Here is an 18,524-nt window from a genome sequence, read left to right on the forward strand (position 1 = left end):
AGTGAGATTGAAATAAAATTGTTTATTTTTTTTAGATATAATCGAGCTTTATTTATATTTAAAAAAGGCATATTATGTTACGCTCATTTATAATTAGTATTTTATTTATAAATTCTTTAATGGCTTTTAATATAAAGTCTTTATTTACTTATACTTTTAATGATAATATTAGCTATGATTTAAAAAAAGCTAAAGAAATATATTTTAAAAACAAATGTAACACCTGTCACGGAGAAAATGGAGAAAAAAATTCTTATGGTAAAAAAGCTATTAAAGATTTAAGCCCAGAAGAAATCAAAGGTGCCTTAAAAGACTATGCTAATGGATATTTTAAAGATCAATCAAGCGATAACATTCAAATGAGCATATACGCCAAAAAATTAAGTGGAAGTGATATGGATCACATTATAGCTTACTTAAAGGGGCAAAATTTTTCTATTGAGCTTAATCAAAAAGATCTTTTAGAAGAAGAACCAGCACCAAAAACAAAACATAATACATTTTTAAAATAAAAAAGGAGTTTTCATGAAAAAAAATCTACTGCTAGCTAGCTTGCTTTGTGCTAGTTCAATTTATGCTGCGGAAGTAAAAATAGGAGTTATTTTACCACTTACTGGCGCTTTAGCGGCTTATGGTAATGATGTATATGAAGGTATCAAACTAGCTAATACCTTAAATCCAAATTTAAAAAACGGAGATAATGTTAAAATCATAGCCATAGATACAAAAGGCGATAAAATAGAAGCAGCAAATGCCACCACTAGACTTATCTCTCAAGATAAAGTTTTAGGACTTATAGGTGAAGCTGTTACACCAAATACTATGCAAGTTTTATCTATAGCTGAAGAAAGAAAAATCCCAGTAATAGCCCCTGTTGCTTCAGGCGATAAACTTTTGGATAAAAAAAGCTACGCTAGTAGAGTTTGTTTTATGGATAGCTTCCAAGGAGATAAATTTGCAAACTATGCATACAAAGATTTAAATTTAAAAACTGTAGTTGTAATAGTTGATCAAAGCAATGTGTATTCACTAGGCTTAGCAAGAGCCTTTGAAAAAGAATTTAAACAAAATGGCGGGAAAATACTTAAAAAATTAACCATCTCATCGGGCGATAAAGACTTTAAAGCTATTGTTTCACAACTTAAAAGTATCAATCCTGACTTTGTTTATATGCCAATTTACCATCCAGAAGCAGCTTTAATAGCAAGACAAGCAAAAGCAGTTGGTTTTAATAAACTTTTAAGTGCAGGTGATGGGGTAAATAATAAAACATTTATTGAACTTGGGGGTGATGCCGTAAATGGAGTAATCTTTACCGATAGTTTTGACTATAACAATCCACCAACAACTTTGTCTAAAAATTTCATCAATGCTTATGAAAAAGATCATGGCACCAAAGAGCTTCCAGCATTTTCTGCTATGGGAGCTGATGCTTATTATGTGATGGTAAATGCAATGAATGAATGTGCTAATAATCTTAACGCACAATGCATTAATGAAAAAATTCATTCTACTAATAATTTTGAAGGCGTAGGTGGAGTTATAAGCATAGATGCTAGTGGCAATGCAAGTCGTTCTGTAGTTATAAAAGAAATACAAGAACAAAAACAAGTTTATAAAACTATTATTAATCCTTGAAAGGTTAAACTATGAAAAAAATTAGTATAGCTATATTGTCTATCATAGCTTGTAATATCATACAGGCAAAAGAAATTAACATTGGCGTAGTTTTACCTCTAACAGGATCTACTGCAGCTTATGGTCAAAGTGCTTTAGATGGAGTGAAAATTGCAAATTCTATGAAAAATACTTTAAGTAATGGCGATAAGGTAAATCTTGTTGTAGTAGATACAAAAGGTGACAAAATAGAAAGTGCAAATGCTAGCACAAGATTAATTTCGCAAAATAAAGCTTATGCACTTATTGGAGAAATGCTAACAGCTAATACTTTACAAGTGATAAGAATTGGCGAGGAAAAAAAGATACCAGTGGTTGCTCCTGCAGCTACTGCTGATAAAATTTTAAATAAAAAATTATATGCCAGTAGAGTTTGTTTTATGGATAGTTTTCAAGGCTCATCTTTGGCTAATTATGTAAAAAATAAGTTAAATTACACTAAAGCTGTGATTATCAGCGATCAAAGCGCAGATTATTCTTTGGGTTTAACTAGGGCCTTTGAAAAAGAATTTAGCAAACAAGGTGGAAAAATTTTAGATAAATTTAGAATTACAGCAGGCGATAAAGATTTTAAAGCTATACTTTCTCAAGTTAAAAATTTAAAACCTGATTTTATTTATCTTCCAGTATATTATACTGAGGCTTCTTTATTCGCACGCCAAGCAAAAGCAATGGGTGTTAATATTCCTATGGGTTCGGCAGATGGAGTTGCCGATGAAACTTTTATTAATCTAGCTCAAGATGCAGCAGAAGGATATTTATTTACAGATAGTTTTGATTATAATAACCCTCCAACACAGCTTTCAAAAGACTTTATATTAGCCTATGAAAAAGAAAAACAAAGCAAAGAAGTTCCAAATTTTACAGCTATGGGTGCAGATGCATATTTTGTAATCTTTGAAGCTATGCAAAAATGCGTTAATGATTTCAATAGTGAATGTATCAACAGCAACATTCATGCTACTTCTAAATTTGAAGGTGTTAGCGGGGTGATCAGTATAGACAAAACAGGTAATGCCACGCGCTCAATTGTTATAAAATCAATAGAGAATCAAAAACAAGTTTATAAAGACTCGATTCTACCATAAATAAAAATTTTAAGAGGTTCAATGGATAGTTCTTTAATTTTACAGCAAATTATAAATGGATTTAGTTTAGGCAGTATGTATGCACTTATCGCCATAGGCTATACAATGGTTTACGGTGTTTTAAGACTGATTAATTTCGCACATGGTGATATTATGATGGTGGGTGCATACTCGGCTTTATTTTGTGTTACAAGTATGAATGTGCCTTTTTTAGGCGCTCTTTCTTTAGCTATGTTATTTGCGGCAGCCTTAGGTATAGCTATTGATAGGGTAGCTTATAAACCTCTAAGAAAAGCACCTAGAATTTCTTTACTCATCACAGCCATAGGTATAAGTTTTTTAATACAAAATGTATTTAATGTTTTATTTGGCTCAACACCAAAGTATTTTCCTGTGCCAAGTTATCTTGAAACAGTGATTAATTTTAATAATATCAGCATTAGTGTTAATAGTATTTTAGTGCCTATTTTGACATTTTTTATATTATTAGTGGTTTTATTCATACTTTATAAAAGCAAATATGGCATTGCTATTAGGGCTTTAGCTTTTGATATTCATACTGTAAATTTAATGGGAATTGATGCAAATCGTATTATCGCTATTGTATTTGCACTAGGTTCAGCTTTAGCTGCTATTGGTGGTATTTTTTGGGCTGTTAGTTATCCTTCTGTTGAACCTAGCATGGGAACTCTTATAGGACTTAAGGCCTTTGGCGCTGCTGTTTTAGGTGGTATTGGTTCTGTTGCCGGAGCAGTTTTAGGTGGTTTGATTATAGGTTTTACAGAGGTTGTTGTTGTTGCTATTTTCCCTGATCTTTCTGGTTTTAAAGATGCATTTGCATTTATCTTTTTGGTATTAATTTTACTTTTTAAACCAACTGGAATTTTGGGTATTAATTTTGAAAAAAGTAGGTTTTAAAATGATTGCAAGAAAAATTACACATTTAAGTTTCTTTATTATAGCGCTTGCTTTTCTTTTTATATCTCCTTATTTTTTTAACGATTATAAAATAGGAATTTTAAGCAATATTGCTATTTTTGTAATCTTAGCGGTAAGTTATAATCTTATCAATGGGGTTACAGGACAATTTTCATTAGAGCCAAATGGTTTTGTAGCTATAGGAGCTTATGTTGCAGCCTTAGTTTTACTTACAAGTGAAAGCAAAATCGATCAGTTTTCTTTAGAGGATCCAAGTAGTTTTATTTTGATGATTCATTCGCCAAGCTTTATTGTAGCTTTACTTGCTGCTGGGGTTTGTGCTATGCTTTTATCTTTAGTTTTAGCCTTTGCAGTATTTAGAGTTAGAGGAGATTATTTAGCTATTGTAACACTAGGCTTTGGAATTATTATCAAGCTTATGGCAATTAACTTTGCTTCTGTTACAAATGGCTCTTTGGGCTTAAACGATATTCCTAAACATACTACCTTATACTGGAGTGGTGGGATTGCTATATTTTCTGTTATTATCATCTTAAATATTGTTAGTTCAAAATTTGGTAGGGCCATGAAAGCTGTAAGAGATGATGAAGATGCAGCATTAGCAATGGGTATTAACACTTTTAATATTAAAACCTTAGCTTTTAGCACTTCAGCATTTTTAGAAGGTGTTGGAGGAGGCTTATTAGCTTGCGCACTAGCTTCAGTTTCACCTGAACAATTTGACTTTTTATTTACTTTTCAGCTTTTAATCATCATTGTTTTAGGCGGCTTAGGTTCAACTACTGGTGCCATCATAGGAGCTATTTTAGTAATAGGCGGAAGTGAGTATTTAAGATTTTTAGATGAGAGTATGAATATTTTTGGTTATGAAACTCCTGCCATGCCTGGTCTTAGAATGGTTGTGTTTTCTGTTATATTGATTTTAGTAATGCTTTTTGCAAGAAGAGGAATAATGGGTGATAAAGAATTAACAGATATTTTATTTAAGTTTTCTAAAAGGAATAAAAAATGATTTTAGAGCTTAAAAAAATCCATAAAAATTTTGGTGGAGTTAGTGCTATAGCAAATACTTCTTTTACTATAAAAGAAAGCGAAATTTTTGGACTTATAGGTCCAAATGGTGCAGGAAAAACGACACTATTTAATATTATTACAGGAAATTATAAACCAAGCAGCGGAGAAGTATTTTTTCTAGGAAAAAAGATTGACCATTTAAAGCCGCACAAAATAGTTCATCTAGGCATAGCAAGAACTTTTCAAAATATTAGACTTTTTTCTAGCATGAGTGTTTTAGAAAATGTATTAATTGGTTTTGATAAGAGTATTAAGTATAATATTTTTGAAGCTTTTTTGCATTTAGGAAGATTCTCCAAAGCAGAAAAAAATGCAAAAAAAGCAGCTTATGAAATTTTAGAACAACTCAATATTGCTCATTTGGCTGATGAAAGGGCCACTAGTTTAAGTTATGGACAACAAAGAAAAGTTGAAATAGCAAGAGCTTTAGCAACAAATCCTAAACTTTTATTGCTAGATGAACCAGCAGCAGGTATGAATTCAACAGAAAGCGATGATTTAGCCGAATTGATTTTTGATATAAGAAATAATAAAAAAATCAGCGTTTTGCTTATTGAGCATGATATGAAATTTGTAAATAAGCTTTGCGATAGGGTTATGGTGCTTGATTATGGTAAGACTATTTTTGAAGGAAAGCCAAGTGATGCTGTTCAAAATCCTGAAGTAATTAGTGCATATTTGGGAGATTTTAATGCTAGTAGTTAAAGATTTACATGTTTATTATGGCTTAATAGAAGCTGTTAAAGGTATAGATTTCACCATAAAAACAGGAAGTATAGTTAGCTTGATAGGCTCAAATGGTGCAGGAAAAACATCAACACTTAATGCAATGCTAAATTGTGTTAAAAAAACTGGTGAAGTAAGTTTTTTAGGTTATGACACTCAAAGACATTTACCTCATACTTTAGTACAAAAAGGTATAGCATTGGTACCTGAAGGAAGAAGAGTTTTTATAAATCTCACTATAGAAGAAAATTTAAAAATTGGTGCTTTTAATAATGCAGAAAACTATGAACATTTGAAAAATCAAATGTATAGACTTTTCCCAAGATTAAAAGATAAAAAAAATGCATTAGCGGGGACTCTAAGCGGTGGAGAAGCTCAAATGCTAGCTATTTCAAGAGCTCTTATGAGTGAGCCAAAACTTTTAATGCTAGATGAACCTTCGCTAGGACTTGCTCCAAAAATAGTTGGAGAGGTTTTTGATATTATAGTCAAATTAAAAGAAGAAGGTATTACTATTTTATTAGTGGAACAAAATGCATTTTCAGCTTTAAAAATCAGCGACTATGCTTATGTTCTAGAAAATGGTAAAATCGCTATGCATGCACCTGCAAAAGATCTTATCGGTAATGATGAGATTAGAAAAAAATACCTTGGAGCTTAAATCATGAGAAGACAACTTTTAGCTTTTGGGGATATAAAAATTTCTATTTTTTTATTTTTAATTTTTGCCCTATTTTGCGCTCTAGCTACTTTTATAGAAAGTGCTTACAATACTCCAACAGCATGGGCCATGATATATGGAACATCTTGGTTTGGCTTTATACAGCTCATATTAGGAATCAATCTTTTAACAGCTCTTTTTAAATATAAAATGTTTAACAAGAGAAAAATACCGCTTTTAATCTTTCATATCTCATTTTTATTTATATTACTAGGCTCGGCTATGACTAGATATATGGGATTTGAAGGAAATTTACACATTAGAGAAAACGAAAAAAATAATATCATTGAAACCTCAAAAAGTTATATCTACATAGCAACCTTAAAAGATGATAAAGTATATAGTGCTGCAAAATCTGAATATATTGCCACCTTACCTTTTGTAAATGATTTTTCATTTGATTTAATATTACCTGATGAAAAAGCTCAAATTTCATATGAAAATTTGATTTTAGATGCAAAAGAAATTTATATCGATGATAACAACTCTGCTCCTCTTTTATCTTTAATGCTTTCACAAAATAACGAATCTAAAGAATTGCTTTTTCAAGCAGGAGATATAAAAAATATCAATGGTGTCAATATAGCATTTTTAAACGACTCTGTTCCAAGTCCTTATATAAAAATTGATAAAGATCTAAAGCTTAGTGCTGATTTTGATTTAAAATACATGTCAATGAGTGATGGTAAAGAAAACATTTTAAAAGCCAATCAAAAAGCACAAGCTAAAGATTTAAGATTATATTCTTTTAATGATATTAATTTAGTGGTAAAATTTGCTTCTTTACATGGTAAAAAAACCTTAGAAGGCGTTAATCAAGCTCAAGATGAAAGCTTTTTTACTTGGTTTAAAAATAGTTGGATAGAGCTAGGACGCAATGCTTTGATTTCTTTATTTGGCGAGGCAAAATACTGGAATAATTCTTTATTAAATAATTTCAAAGACTTTGCACAAAGCACTAAATATATGCCAACTCAACTTTCAGAAAATGCTATTAATGCTTTAAAATTAAAATTAAGCTATAAAGGAGAATCTAAAGAAGTTTTCCTAGTAGAATACAACTCGCCTATCCGTATTGATGTAGCAGGTCAACCTTTCTTTTTAAGATGGGGTCCTAAAGGAATAGAAATGCCATTTGAAATGTACTTAAAAGACTTTGAACTAGAACGCTATCCTGGCTCGATGTCGCCTATGTCTTATGCAAGTTATGTGGAAATTGATAATGCCGAACAAAAATTAGAATATAAGATTTTTATGAATAATGTTTTAGATTATCAAGGTTATAGATTTTACCAAAGTTCTTATGATCAAGATGAGCTTGGCACCATACTTTCAGTTAATAAAGATCCGGGTAAAATTCCTACATATATTGGATATTTTTTACTTACATTAGGAATGTTTTTAAATATTTTAAATCCTCATTCAAGATTTAGGACTTTAGCTAAATTAATCAATCAAGACACCTTGAAAAAAACAAGTGCAATATTGACATTTATATTAGTTTTTTTTGCAAGCCAAAATACTTATGCAAATGAACCCATCAAGGTAGATGAAACACATGCTAAAGAACTTGCTTCTTTAGTAGTGCAAAAACCTGATGGTAGAATGGTTCCTTTTAATACTTTAGCTATGGAAGTTTTAGAAAAAATATACAAAAACACAACCTTTCAAGGCCAAAGTGCCGAAGCAACTATCATATCAATGATTTTTGATGGCAGTGCATGGTACGATAAAGATATTATATTTATGCCAACAAGTCGCTTGGTTAATGAAGAAATTTCTAAAATTTTAGGTATTGAACCTAGAGCTTATACTAGTTTTAAAGATTTTTTCACTACAGATGCTTATAAACTACAAAAATATGTAGAAAATGCTAATAGAAAAAATCCAAATCGTAGAAGTGTTTTTGATAAAGAAATAATCAAGCTTGATGAAAGAGTAAATATTGTAAATTTAATTTTTTCAGGAGATATTTTTAAATTTATTCCACTACAAAATAGCACCAATAATCAATGGGTGGCGCCACGCGAAGCATATATAGGTTTAAAAGGCGAAGAAGGTAAAGAAGTAAGAAGCATTTTAGAAAATTATTTCAATGCAGTTAGTAATTCTATTGCACATAACAACTGGGATGAAGCAACTAAAAATTTAAATATTATCAAAAATTACCAAGAAAAATACGGCCATGAAATTATGCCAAGTGCTAAAAAAATTAATACAGAAATCTTTTTCAACAAAAGTCAAATTTTTGTAAATCTTGCTCCGCTTTATTTATGCGCTGGATTTTTACTTTTGATTATAGTTTTTGTTAAAATGCTTCTGCCAAAAATTCGCATTGATTTTATATTTAAATGTGTTTATGTGTTTAATATTGTGGCATTTTTCATCCATACTCTAGGTTTGGCTTTGCGTTGGTATATAGCAGGTCGCGCTCCATGGAGTAATGCATATGAGAGCATGGTTTATATAGCTTGGGCTTTATCATTATCTGGAATTTTCTTTTCGAGAAAAAGTCCTATTGCACTTTCTTTAACCTCTATTTTAGCAGGAGTTACTTTAGGTGTAGCTCATCTTAGCCAAATGGATCCGCAAATTACCAATTTAGTTCCTGTGTTGCAATCTTATTGGCTAACAATACATGTTTCGGTTATTACTGCTAGCTATGGATTTTTAGGATTATGTGCATTATTAGGTATATTTGTACTTATTTTATTATGTATGCTAAAAATCAATGGCAAACATAATGAAAACATTTTAAGAAATATTACAGAAGCAACAAGAATCAACGAAATGGCTATGATTTTAGGACTTTGCTTACTTACAGTTGGAAATTTCTTAGGTGCTATATGGGCAAATGAAAGCTGGGGAAGATATTGGAGTTGGGACTCTAAAGAAACTTGGGCTTTAATTAGTATTTTAGTTTATGCAGCCATTTTGCACATTAGAATGGTACCAAAATGGGCAAATCAATACATTTTTTCAGTTTGCTCCATGTTTGCATATTGGGTAATTATCATGACTTATTTTGGTGTAAATTACTTTTTAACTGGTATGCATTCTTATGCAGCAGGAGATTCTGTGAAAATTCCTGATTATGTGTATTGGGGATTTTTATTTATGGTAGCATTAAGCTTAGCAAGTTATTTTAAAAGATCTTATGCAACAAAATTATAGGAAAGTTTTAAATGAATAATTCTCTTTTTATTTTTTTAGTTATAGCTTTAGTGATAATTATCATACTTGGAATTCTTTTGATATTATTTTTCATGCACAAAGAAAAACAACCAAGCAAATCAAATCCAGCTAAAACTCCAAAAATAAGCAATATAGAAGATTTTATATCTAAAGCAAATAATGCAAACAACTCTCAAGAAATTCAAGCCTTAATTTTGCAATTTTTAAATTCACAAAAACTAGGATCTAATCCAAAAGACAGCGCCACTAAAAGAAAACTTGATTTCATTAGTGCTATTTCAGCCAATGCTAATGCTACTCCTAAAAACATTTCATTTTTAAACAATGAGCTAAAAAAAAGATATAAAGCTTTGAAAAAAGAAATTGATGCTTATGAGCAAATAGGCCTAGCAAAAAGAAAAATGAGACAATCTTAAGGTTTTTTGATGAAAAATATTAGAAATTTCTCTATTATAGCTCATATTGATCATGGTAAAAGCACATTAGCTGATAGAATTATCAGCGAATGCGGAGCAATTAGCGATAGACAAATGAGCGCCCAAGTAATGGATACTATGGATATAGAAAAAGAGCGTGGTATAACTATAAAAGCTCAATCTGTGCGTTTAAATTATAAATTCAACAATGAAGAATATGTATTAAATTTAATAGACACTCCAGGCCATGTTGATTTTTCCTATGAAGTAAGTCGTTCTTTGGCAAGTTGCGAAGGGGCTTTACTTGTTGTTGATGCTTCTCAAGGAGTAGAGGCTCAAACTATAGCCAATGTTTATATAGCCTTAGAAAATGATCTTGAAATCATACCAGTGATTAATAAAATTGATCTTCCTTCGGCTGATATTGAAAAGGTTAAACACGAAATAGAGCATATTATAGGAATTGATTGCTCTAATGCAATTTGTGTTAGCGCAAAAACAGGTGTAGGTATAAAAGAACTCATAGAAACTATCATCACAAAAATTCCTGCGCCAAAAACTGATGATGAAGCACCTACTAAAGCTTTAATTTATGATTCTTGGTTTGATAATTATCTTGGAGCTTTGGCTTTAGTTAGAATTTATGAGGGAAATATTGCCAAAAATGATGAAGTTTTAGTTATGAGTACAGATAAAAAACATCTCGTGCAAGATCTTTTCTATCCTCATCCATTAAGCCCTATAAAAACTAAAAAATTAGAATCAGGTGAAGTGGGTGTTATCGTGCTTGGACTTAAAAATGTCGCCGATGTTCAAGTAGGTGACACCATAACACTAACTAAAAATAAAGCAAAAGAAGCCATTGGTGGTTTTGAAAAAGCCAAAGCTTTTGTTTTTGCAGGATTATATCCTATAGAAACGGATAAATTTGAAGATTTAAGAGATGCTTTAGATAAATTAAAACTTAATGATAGCTCTATCACCTACGAACCTGAAACTTCATTAGCTTTAGGGTTTGGTTTTAGAGTTGGTTTTTTAGGTCTTTTGCATATGGAGGTTATTAAAGAAAGACTTGAGCGTGAGTTTAACCTTGATTTAATTGCTACTGCTCCAACTGTTACTTATGAAATTTATCAAACCGATGGAGAAGTTTTAAAAATTCAAAATCCAAGCGAACTACCTCCGGTAAATAAAATCGATCATATAAAAGAACCTTATGTAAAAGCAACTATCATAACTCCAAGCGAATACCTAGGGAATTTAATCACTCTTTTAAATCGCAAACGCGGTATGCAAGTTAAGATGGATTATATCACTCCTGAGCGCGTTTTACTTGAGTATGATATACCTTTAAACGAAATCGTTATGGACTTTTACGATAAACTTAAATCACTTACCAAAGGCTATGCTAGTTTTGATTATGAGCCTATTGAATTTAGAGTGGGAGATCTTGTAAAACTTGATATTAAAGTAGCTGGTGAAAATGTCGATGCACTAAGCATCATAGTGCCAAATGAAAAAGCACTAAGCAAGGCTAGAGAGCTTGTAAAAGCGATGAAAGAAATCGTCCCAAGACAGCTTTTTGAAGTTGCTATCCAAGCAAGCATAGGAAATAAAATTATCGCAAGAGAAAATGTAAAATCCATGGGTAAAAATGTAACCGCAAAATGTTATGGTGGGGATATTACTAGAAAAAGAAAACTTCTTGAAAAACAAAAAGAAGGTAAAAAAAGAATGAAAGCTATTGGTAAGGTGCATTTACCTCAAGAAGCATTTTTAAGTGTTTTAAAAATAGACTAAATCCCTAGTTTATGTACTAGGGATATAAATTTATGCATTGATATCTAAAGAATTTCCACCCATTTCATTAATTTTTTGAGTTACTGTTTCAATAGCTTTATCAATTGTCTCATAGCTGATATCAGGAAGTTTGCCACCCCACATTTTTTCCGCTTGTGCAAATCCTGCTTTTAGACCCTCTAAACCTTTTTGAAGTTTTTCCATGTCTTCACCAGCCCCGTTAATAACAAAATCAGCCAATCTTTGAGATGTTTTTGCTACACCAAAATATCCATCTTCCCCAATAAGCTCTTTTGCTTCATCAGCATTTAAACTAAGTATATCTTTACCTTCATATCCTATAGCTTTAAAATCTACATTTGATAAAATAGCTGTTAAAGAATCCTTAGATTGAGCTCCTTGAAAAATCCCTGCCTGAGATAGACCATTGGATGAACTCATGCTAAATACTTGCTGCATAAAATTCATAGCATAAAGCTCGGTTATGCCTTTTCCTCCCATACTAGCAAGCTTACTAAGCTTATCCTCATCTATATCTTTTGTGCTATTAGCACTTTTAGTATTGGCATCTTCAAGTTTTGTATTCAAATTAGCCTTCCTATTGCTAACTTGCGACTCTACTGCCACGCGTGAATACGAATTTATTTGCATCCTTGCTCCTTTTTTTGTGGGTTTATAAAAATCGTCTAAAAAAAATTAAAATTTACATTAAGAAATTTATAATTACAGCTTAAATATAATGCCAAATATTTATTATATTTTTAAAATTTGGGTGATATAAATGTTTTTCAAAGATTTTTTCATTATCATTGTTGATCCATATTTTAAAGATATTATAGAAGGTATAGAATCTCTTTATTAAATTTATTTTATCTATAAAATTTTAAATAAAATAATTTTTAATAAGGAAAGCTATGTCAATACATAATTTTTACACTACATTAAATCCTACCAAACTATTTATAAAATGTGCTTTGCCAAACATAGCTAGCATGGCTTTTATTTATCTTTATGTGATTATTGATGGAATTTTTGTTGGAAGATATTTAGGTTCAGATGCGCTTGCTGCTATGAATTTAATGATGCCTTTTATCATGATAAGTTTTGCTCTAGCTGATATGATAGCCATAGGTTCATCAGTGCAAATAGCAATTAATCTAGGTAAAGGAAAAATTGAAAAAGCAAGAGCTATTTTTTCTTTTTGTATAGTTCTTATTTTTGCAATTTCTTGTTTAATGGGAATTTTAGGATTTTTTCTAGCAAAAACATTAAGTGTTTTTATGGGAGCTAATGAGAATATTCAAAGTTTATCTACTGAATATATGCAAATTTTTGCTACTTTTGCTCCCTTTATTATGCTAGCTTTTGCTATGGATAATTATCTTAGGATTTGTGGAAAAACTTTTTATAGCATGATAGTTAATATCATTACTGCTTTGAGCAATATTTTTCTTGATTGGCTTTTTATAGTGGTTTTTGATTGGGGACTTTTTTCAGCAGCTTTAGCAACTTGCATAGGTATGTTTTTAGGAAGCATTTTAGGGATATTACCTTTTGTTTTTAAAGATTTAACTTTAAAATTTAAAAAACCAATAATCAAGCTGCAAATACTAAAAAATATACTCTATAATGGCTCATCTGAATTTTTTTCTAATATTTCTAGCTCTTTTTATACCATCTTAGCTAATGCTTTCTTGCTTAAACTTTCTGGAAGTACAGCTGTTGCAGCATTTTCTGTGATTTTATATCTTAGTACTTTTGTTTTCATGCTAGTTTTGGCCATGTGTGATGCTATGCAACCTGCATTAAGTTATAATTATGGACACAAAAATATTGCAAGAATTCAAGCTATTTTTAAAAGAATGTTTTTTGCTTCTTGGGGTGTAAGCACAATAGTGTTTTTATTTGTTTATTTTTTCAATAACCTTATAGTAAGTGTTTTTAACAAAGATAACAACCAAGATTTTATCCATATAGCACAAAATGCCTTAATATTTTTTTCTTTTTCTTTTTTATTTTCTTGGTTTGGAAAACTCTGCGCTTCATTTTTCACAGCACTTGATAAACCCTTACTTTCTTTAGGAATTTCTATTTCCCAAAGTCTTATTTTCCCATTTTTATCCTTATTTATACTAACGCAATTTTTAGGAGTAAATGGAGTTTGGCTAGCCACTTTAGTGGGTGATATTTGTATGATTTTTATTGCCTCATTTTTATTATATAAAACTTTTAAAAATCTAAACTCTTAGCTAATTTTAAACAAGAGTTTAGATTTTGTTCTTTACATATATATAAATTTTTAAAATTACGAAGTTTTAAAGCTGTACTTTGACCTATAACTACAACTTTATCTTCTTTTTCTAATGCAAAAAATTTCAAAAATTGCTCCATGCTTGATGGAGCGCTAAAGATAAAAACACTTGGATGATGTATTTTTAACTCATCTTTTTTAGGCTCTATGGCTATATTTTCATAAACGATTAATTGTTTTAAAAGGATATTTTCTTTCAGTAAATACTCATCAAGACCTGAACTAATTTTCTTCGCTCTTAAATAAAGACATTTTTTATTTTTAAACTCAAATAAAAACTCACTAGCTAAATTTTTACCATAAGCCTTGCTAGGATATTTGACATTTTTAAAGCCAAGCTCTTTTGCAAAATCAGCACTTTTTTCTCCCACAGCATAAAGTTTAATATCAAAATCAATTTTGTTTTTACTTGACATTAATGCTTTTAATGCATTCTTGGAGCTAATGATTAAACAATCAAATTCCTTTAAATTAACTTCAAAATCAAGAAATTTAATTTCATTTAATCTTATAGTCTTAACACCATCAAATTCTTTATCCCCTATAAAATAAATCATTATTTTCCTATAAAAGTTTTATCAAAATTTGATCTTAAATTTAAAGTTGCTATATAAGGATCATTTGCTTGCATTATCGCTCTAACCACAGCTATACCTTGTATATTACAATCTTTAAGCAAATTTAAATTAATTTCATCTATCCCACCTATAGCCACAATAGGTAAAGAAGCTAAACTAGCAATTTCTTTTAATCCATCTATGCCAAGCACAACACAATCTTGCTTGCTAGGCGTAGCAAAAACAGCCCCCACTCCAAGATAAGTAGCACCTTGAGTATTAATAAGATCATTTTTATGATTGATCGTAAGCCCTATGATTTTTTCTTCGCCTAAAAGTTCCCTTGCTTTTTTTAAAGGCATATCCTTTTGTCCTATATGCACTCCATTTGCATTCACAGCCATGGCTATATCGATTCTATCATTTATCACAAAAGGTGTGTTGTATTTTTCACACAAAGCTTTAACTTTTAAAGCAAGATTATAAAATTCTAAAGTACTAAGATTTTTCTCTCTAAGTTGTAAAATATCAATCTTAGCTTTCAAAGAAGCTTCTAAAATATTTAAAAACTCGCTTTCGCTTTTTTCACCCTTGCTTGCGACAAGATAAATTTTAAATGATTTCATATTTGGCTCTTTTTTTAATTTCTTCATCATCTAAATTACTTAAAGCATCGATTAAATTCACTCTAAAACTACCACTTCCACTAGAAAGCTCTTGAGCGATTTCGCTAGCTATGCCAAAACTAAGCAAAGCATATAAACTAGCCTGAAATTTATCTTCTAACGCTCCTGCAAAAACTCCACACAAAGAAGCACACATACAACCTGCTCCAGTTATCTTAGTAGCCATGATTGAGCCATTATAAATTTTAGCAATATGCTCTTGATTTATAATATAATCAATTTTTCCAGTTATAGCCAAAACACGCTTGGTTTTATAAGAGTATTCTTTAGCTTTTTCTAAAAACTCATTATCGATTACAAAAGTACTATCAACCCCTCTTGCTTTACCATCTAAACCTATAACACTAGCCATTTCAGATGCATTTGCCTTAACAATACTAATACCTTTTAGATTAAGTAATTCAAAATTAATCCCATCTCTTGCCTTACTCACACCCAAAGCAACAGGATCAAAAATTATAGGTTTATTTAATAAAGTATATTCTTTAGTTGCTTTTAACATAGAATTTGCTATAAGTTGATTAATCGTACCTGTGTTTAATACTAAGGCTGAACTTATTCTAGCAAAATCAGCTTGCTCTTCATAAAAATCAGCCATAGCAGCACTTGCTCCCATTGCTATAGTTACATTTGCACAATCATTAGCTGTAACATAATTAGTAATATGATGAATCAAAGGATTTTTTTCTCTTACTGCTTTAATAATCATTTTTACTCCTTGTCATATTGAAAAAAATGATTAGTCGGACCACAACCTTTTCCAAGTGCTAAAGAATTTAATATAGCTCCATACACATAATCTTTAGCAAATTTTATAGCTTCATGTTTTTCTTTACCTAAGGCAAGATTACTAGCTATAGCTGAACTTAATGTACAACCTGTGCCGTGTGTATTTTTTGTATTAATTTTTTCTGCTTTAAAAATACTAAATTCCTTTCCATCGTAAAAAACATCATTGGTGTTATATTTACTATGTCCACCTTTAATCAAAACACTTTTTGCACCTTCTTTGTGAAGTTTTATAGCGGCTTTTTTCATATCCTCCTCATTAAGTATTTTAAAATCACACAAAAATTCAGCCTCGGGAATATTTGGAGTAAGTACATCAGCTAAAGATAAAATTTCATCTTTAAAAAACTGACAATTTTCTAAAGGCATTAAAGCATAGCCATTTTTTGCAAACATCACAGGATCAATCACTACATTTTTAGCTTTAAAACGCAATAAATTTTCTTTTACACAAATTATGATTTCCTTTGAACCTAACATTCCAATTTTCACAGCAGCTGGCTCTATGTCTTCATAAACTGCTAGCATTTGCTCATCTATTATCTTAGTGGGTATATCAAAGCAAGAAATCACTCTTGCAGTATTTTCAGCCACAACGCTTAAAACTACACTCATACCAAATAAATTATGAGCGCTAAAAGTTTTTAAATCAGCTTGTATGCCAGCTCCACCACTACAATCACTCCCAGCTATAGTTAAGATAGGAATTTTAGTTTTTGTTTTTGCTTGTATCATTTTTATCCTTTTTTTATAAAAAAGGAAAGTTTTTGCAAGAATTCAAAGTTTGCATTACCAAACTTCTCAAGGGTCGAAGTTATACTTCCTCTCAGCAAAAGCTCCCCATTAATGAAAAATTATATCTTAGTTTTAATTAATCTTTAAAAATATTTTGAAATACTGCTATAATTTTGAAAAAACTACACAAAAATAAAAGGAAAAATATGACTAAAATTATTTTTGTTTGTTTAGGTAATATTTGTCGTTCTCCCATGGCCGAATTTATTATGAAAGATCTTTTAATAAAAGCAAATTTAAATAATGAATTTATTATTTCTAGCGCAGGTACTTCAGGTTACCACGATGGGGAGGATATGCATTATAAAACTAAAGCTTTATTAGATAACAAAAATATAAATTCTAAGCCATTTTGCAGTAAAAAACTAAATTTAAAAATGTGCGAGGATAATGATTTAATTATCGTAATGGATAATTCTAATTATAATGATATAGTTAAAAATTTTCCAAATGCAAAACATAAAATTCATAAAATCACTTCTTTTGCCTTAGAATTAGGATATGACGAAGTGCCTGATCCTTGGTATAGCGGGAATTTTGATGAGACTTACACTATACTTTCAAAAGCATGTTTTGGGCTCTTAAATACTCTTTATAAAAATTTATCGTTTAAATAATATTTGTTTCTTTTTTAATTTTTAATGATATAATAAACTCATTTAAAATTCACCATAACATCAAAGGAGTTTAATTAATGAAAAGTATCAAATTAAAAATTTCATTAATAGCAAACATTATAGCTATAGTATGTCTTATAATACTTGGCGTTGTTAGTTTTATTTTTACAAAAAAAGCCTTAAATTATGAGGTAGTAAAAGCTGAAACTAATTATGTAAGAACTGCAGAAAAATCAATGAGAGATTTCAAAAAGCTCAATGTGCATTCTTTGGAAAAACTTTCTCAAGCCATCTTAAAGCTTCCATATAGCGAACTTAACACTCAAGAAAAACTTATGGATAATACAGGTAATTTACTAAAAACAGTTAGAGATATGAATAGTTATTTAGCTGTTTATATAGCTCAGCCAAGCGGTGAGTTAATAGTAAGTGATCCAGATAGCGATAGCAAAGGCTTAGATTATGGAATTTACGGAAAAGCAGATAATTACGATGCTACTACAAGAGAATTTTATATAGAAGCTAGAAAGAAAAATGGCTTATACATTACCGCATCTTATATTGATGCAACAACTGGTTTACCATGTTTTACCTACTCTATGCCATTAATCAAAGATGGTAAATTTATAGGTATACTAGCTATTGATGTTTTGGTAAAAGATCTACAAAACGAATTTAGCGAACTACCAGGAAGAACCTTTGTATTTGACCAAGCTTATACTGTATTTGCCTCAACTGACAAATCATTAGTTAGCGATAAGCAAAATCCAGATATTATAACAGTTGCTAAAGCTTATGAAAAAGCTGGTGATTATAATATTTTCAGCTATACCACACAAAATGGTAACAATAGATTTGGTATTTGTGTTAATGTTGATGGTTATACAACTTGTGCGGGCGAAAATATAGAAGTTATTGAAGCTCCTGCTTTAAAAATAGCTTATATTCAAACTACTATTGTTATTTTTACAAGTATAGCTAGTATCATTTTACTCTACTTCATCATCTCTTATTATCTATCCCCTTTACAAGCAATCCAAAAAGGTATCAATTCTTTCTTTGACTTCATCAATCATAAAACAAAAGATTCTGCTATGATAGATGTTAAGACTAATGATGAATTTGGAGTTATT

The 18,524-nt window shown here is 30.3% G+C and carries 18 protein-coding genes; 13 read left to right on the forward strand and 5 right to left on the reverse strand.

Annotated elements, in window-relative coordinates:
- Window positions 1–71 precede the first annotated feature (71 nt).
- Genes L8W40_RS07435 through lepA form a run of 10 tightly spaced genes read left to right on the forward strand, consistent with a single transcriptional unit; the run spans window position 72 to window position 11,636 of the window.
- Window positions 72–512, forward strand: a complete 441-nt coding sequence (locus tag L8W40_RS07435) for a c-type cytochrome (protein WP_412175218.1) — start codon at window positions 72–74, stop codon at window positions 510–512.
- Between the two features lie 13 nt (window positions 513–525).
- On the forward strand, window positions 526–1,638 hold the full coding sequence (locus L8W40_RS07440) for an ABC transporter substrate-binding protein (RefSeq protein WP_133319841.1): 1,113 nt from the start codon (window positions 526–528) through the stop codon (window positions 1,636–1,638).
- Between the two features lie 11 nt (window positions 1,639–1,649).
- Complete coding sequence (locus L8W40_RS07445; protein WP_133319840.1) at window positions 1,650–2,765, forward strand: ABC transporter substrate-binding protein; 1,116 nt, start codon at window positions 1,650–1,652, stop codon at window positions 2,763–2,765.
- A gap of 21 nt (window positions 2,766–2,786) precedes the next feature.
- The gene (locus L8W40_RS07450; protein WP_220566316.1) at window positions 2,787–3,683 is read left to right on the forward strand and encodes a branched-chain amino acid ABC transporter permease; all 897 of its coding nucleotides are present in this window, start codon (window positions 2,787–2,789) and stop codon (window positions 3,681–3,683) included.
- 1 nt (window position 3,684) lies between these two features.
- Window positions 3,685–4,716 (forward strand): branched-chain amino acid ABC transporter permease, encoded by a 1,032-nt coding sequence (locus L8W40_RS07455; protein ID WP_133319839.1) that lies wholly within the window; start codon window positions 3,685–3,687, stop codon window positions 4,714–4,716.
- Window positions 4,713–5,483, forward strand: a complete 771-nt coding sequence (locus L8W40_RS07460) for an ABC transporter ATP-binding protein (RefSeq protein WP_133319838.1) — start codon at window positions 4,713–4,715, stop codon at window positions 5,481–5,483. Before L8W40_RS07455 ends, L8W40_RS07460 begins: the two co-directional genes overlap by 4 nt.
- Window positions 5,470–6,165, forward strand: coding sequence for an ABC transporter ATP-binding protein (locus L8W40_RS07465; RefSeq protein WP_133319837.1), 696 nt, complete (start codon window positions 5,470–5,472; stop codon window positions 6,163–6,165). Before L8W40_RS07460 ends, L8W40_RS07465 begins: the two co-directional genes overlap by 14 nt.
- 3 nt (window positions 6,166–6,168) lie before the next feature.
- The gene (gene ccsA, locus L8W40_RS07470; RefSeq protein ID WP_263665081.1) at window positions 6,169–9,399 is read left to right on the forward strand and encodes a cytochrome c biogenesis protein; all 3,231 of its coding nucleotides are present in this window, start codon (window positions 6,169–6,171) and stop codon (window positions 9,397–9,399) included.
- A gap of 11 nt (window positions 9,400–9,410) precedes the next feature.
- Window positions 9,411–9,836 carry a hypothetical protein gene (locus L8W40_RS07475; RefSeq protein WP_133319835.1) on the forward strand — a complete coding sequence of 142 codons (426 nt, stop codon included), beginning with the start codon at window positions 9,411–9,413 and terminating at the stop codon, window positions 9,834–9,836.
- Window positions 9,837–9,845: 9 nt separating this feature from the next.
- The gene (gene lepA / locus L8W40_RS07480; RefSeq protein ID WP_263665082.1) at window positions 9,846–11,636 is read left to right on the forward strand and encodes a translation elongation factor 4; all 1,791 of its coding nucleotides are present in this window, start codon (window positions 9,846–9,848) and stop codon (window positions 11,634–11,636) included.
- Between the two features lie 30 nt (window positions 11,637–11,666).
- Here lepA and L8W40_RS07485 read toward each other — a convergent pair whose 3' ends face one another.
- Window positions 11,667–12,287 carry a hypothetical protein gene (locus tag L8W40_RS07485; protein WP_133319834.1) on the reverse strand — a complete coding sequence of 207 codons (621 nt, stop codon included), beginning with the start codon at window positions 12,285–12,287 and terminating at the stop codon, window positions 11,667–11,669.
- 269 nt (window positions 12,288–12,556) lie between these two features.
- Here L8W40_RS07485 and L8W40_RS07490 point away from each other — a divergent pair, with 269 nt between their 5' ends.
- Complete coding sequence (locus L8W40_RS07490) at window positions 12,557–13,885, forward strand: MATE family efflux transporter (protein WP_263665089.1); 1,329 nt, start codon at window positions 12,557–12,559, stop codon at window positions 13,883–13,885.
- On the opposite strand, the gene L8W40_RS07495 is transcribed toward L8W40_RS07490, so the two are convergent.
- The 4 genes from L8W40_RS07495 to thiD are packed head-to-tail and all read right to left on the reverse strand — an operon-like array spanning window position 13,866 to window position 16,714.
- A complete protein-coding gene (locus tag L8W40_RS07495; protein ID WP_318529490.1) occupies window positions 13,866–14,507 on the reverse strand; it encodes a uroporphyrinogen-III synthase in 642 nt (213 codons plus the stop codon). The two genes, L8W40_RS07490 and L8W40_RS07495, sit on opposite strands and share 20 nt — an antisense overlap.
- The gene (gene thiE / locus L8W40_RS07500; protein WP_263665085.1) at window positions 14,504–15,130 is read right to left on the reverse strand and encodes a thiamine phosphate synthase; all 627 of its coding nucleotides are present in this window, start codon (window positions 15,128–15,130) and stop codon (window positions 14,504–14,506) included. Before thiE ends, L8W40_RS07495 begins: the two co-directional genes overlap by 4 nt.
- Window positions 15,117–15,899, reverse strand: a complete 783-nt coding sequence (gene thiM, locus L8W40_RS07505; RefSeq protein ID WP_133319830.1) for a hydroxyethylthiazole kinase — start codon at window positions 15,897–15,899, stop codon at window positions 15,117–15,119. Before thiM ends, thiE begins: the two co-directional genes overlap by 14 nt.
- Window positions 15,900–15,901: 2 nt before the next feature.
- Window positions 15,902–16,714: a bifunctional hydroxymethylpyrimidine kinase/phosphomethylpyrimidine kinase gene (gene thiD, locus L8W40_RS07510; protein ID WP_412175460.1), complete on the reverse strand. Its 813-nt coding sequence runs from the start codon at window positions 16,712–16,714 to the stop codon at window positions 15,902–15,904.
- Window positions 16,715–16,920: 206 nt separating this feature from the next.
- Here thiD and L8W40_RS07515 point away from each other — a divergent pair, with 206 nt between their 5' ends.
- The gene (locus L8W40_RS07515) at window positions 16,921–17,391 is read left to right on the forward strand and encodes a low molecular weight protein-tyrosine-phosphatase (protein WP_263665086.1); all 471 of its coding nucleotides are present in this window, start codon (window positions 16,921–16,923) and stop codon (window positions 17,389–17,391) included.
- 77 nt (window positions 17,392–17,468) lie between these two features.
- Window positions 17,469–18,524, forward strand: a 1,056-nt coding sequence (locus tag L8W40_RS07520) for a PDC sensor domain-containing protein (RefSeq protein ID WP_263665087.1), incomplete at its 3' end; no start/stop codon positions are given.

Origin of the sequence: Campylobacter sp. IFREMER_LSEM_CL1846 (genome assembly GCF_025772105.1) — a bacterium.
GTDB classification, from domain to species: Bacteria; Campylobacterota; Campylobacteria; order Campylobacterales; family Campylobacteraceae; genus Campylobacter_D; species Campylobacter_D lari_D.

Excerpts from the sequence above, each read along its gene's own strand:
- L8W40_RS07515 (WP_263665086.1), top strand. The coding sequence starts at position 16,921 with ATGACTAAAATTATTTTTGTTTGTTTAGGTAATATTTGTCGTTCTCCC.
- ccsA (WP_263665081.1), top strand. The coding sequence starts at position 6,169 with ATGAGAAGACAACTTTTAGCTTTTGGGGATATAAAAATTTCTATTTTT.
- lepA (WP_263665082.1), top strand. The coding sequence starts at position 9,846 with ATGAAAAATATTAGAAATTTCTCTATTATAGCTCATATTGATCATGGT.
- thiD (WP_412175460.1), bottom strand. The coding sequence starts at position 16,714 with ATGATACAAGCAAAAACAAAAACTAAAATTCCTATCTTAACTATAGCT.
- L8W40_RS07450 (WP_220566316.1), top strand. The coding sequence starts at position 2,787 with ATGGATAGTTCTTTAATTTTACAGCAAATTATAAATGGATTTAGTTTA.
- L8W40_RS07465 (WP_133319837.1), top strand. The coding sequence starts at position 5,470 with ATGCTAGTAGTTAAAGATTTACATGTTTATTATGGCTTAATAGAAGCT.
- L8W40_RS07475 (WP_133319835.1), top strand. The coding sequence starts at position 9,411 with ATGAATAATTCTCTTTTTATTTTTTTAGTTATAGCTTTAGTGATAATT.
- L8W40_RS07460 (WP_133319838.1), top strand. The coding sequence starts at position 4,713 with ATGATTTTAGAGCTTAAAAAAATCCATAAAAATTTTGGTGGAGTTAGT.
- L8W40_RS07440 (WP_133319841.1), top strand. The coding sequence starts at position 526 with ATGAAAAAAAATCTACTGCTAGCTAGCTTGCTTTGTGCTAGTTCAATT.
- thiM (WP_133319830.1), bottom strand. The coding sequence starts at position 15,899 with ATGATTATTAAAGCAGTAAGAGAAAAAAATCCTTTGATTCATCATATT.
- L8W40_RS07485 (WP_133319834.1), bottom strand. The coding sequence starts at position 12,287 with ATGCAAATAAATTCGTATTCACGCGTGGCAGTAGAGTCGCAAGTTAGC.
- L8W40_RS07455 (WP_133319839.1), top strand. The coding sequence starts at position 3,685 with ATGATTGCAAGAAAAATTACACATTTAAGTTTCTTTATTATAGCGCTT.
- L8W40_RS07445 (WP_133319840.1), top strand. The coding sequence starts at position 1,650 with ATGAAAAAAATTAGTATAGCTATATTGTCTATCATAGCTTGTAATATC.
- thiE (WP_263665085.1), bottom strand. The coding sequence starts at position 15,130 with ATGAAATCATTTAAAATTTATCTTGTCGCAAGCAAGGGTGAAAAAAGC.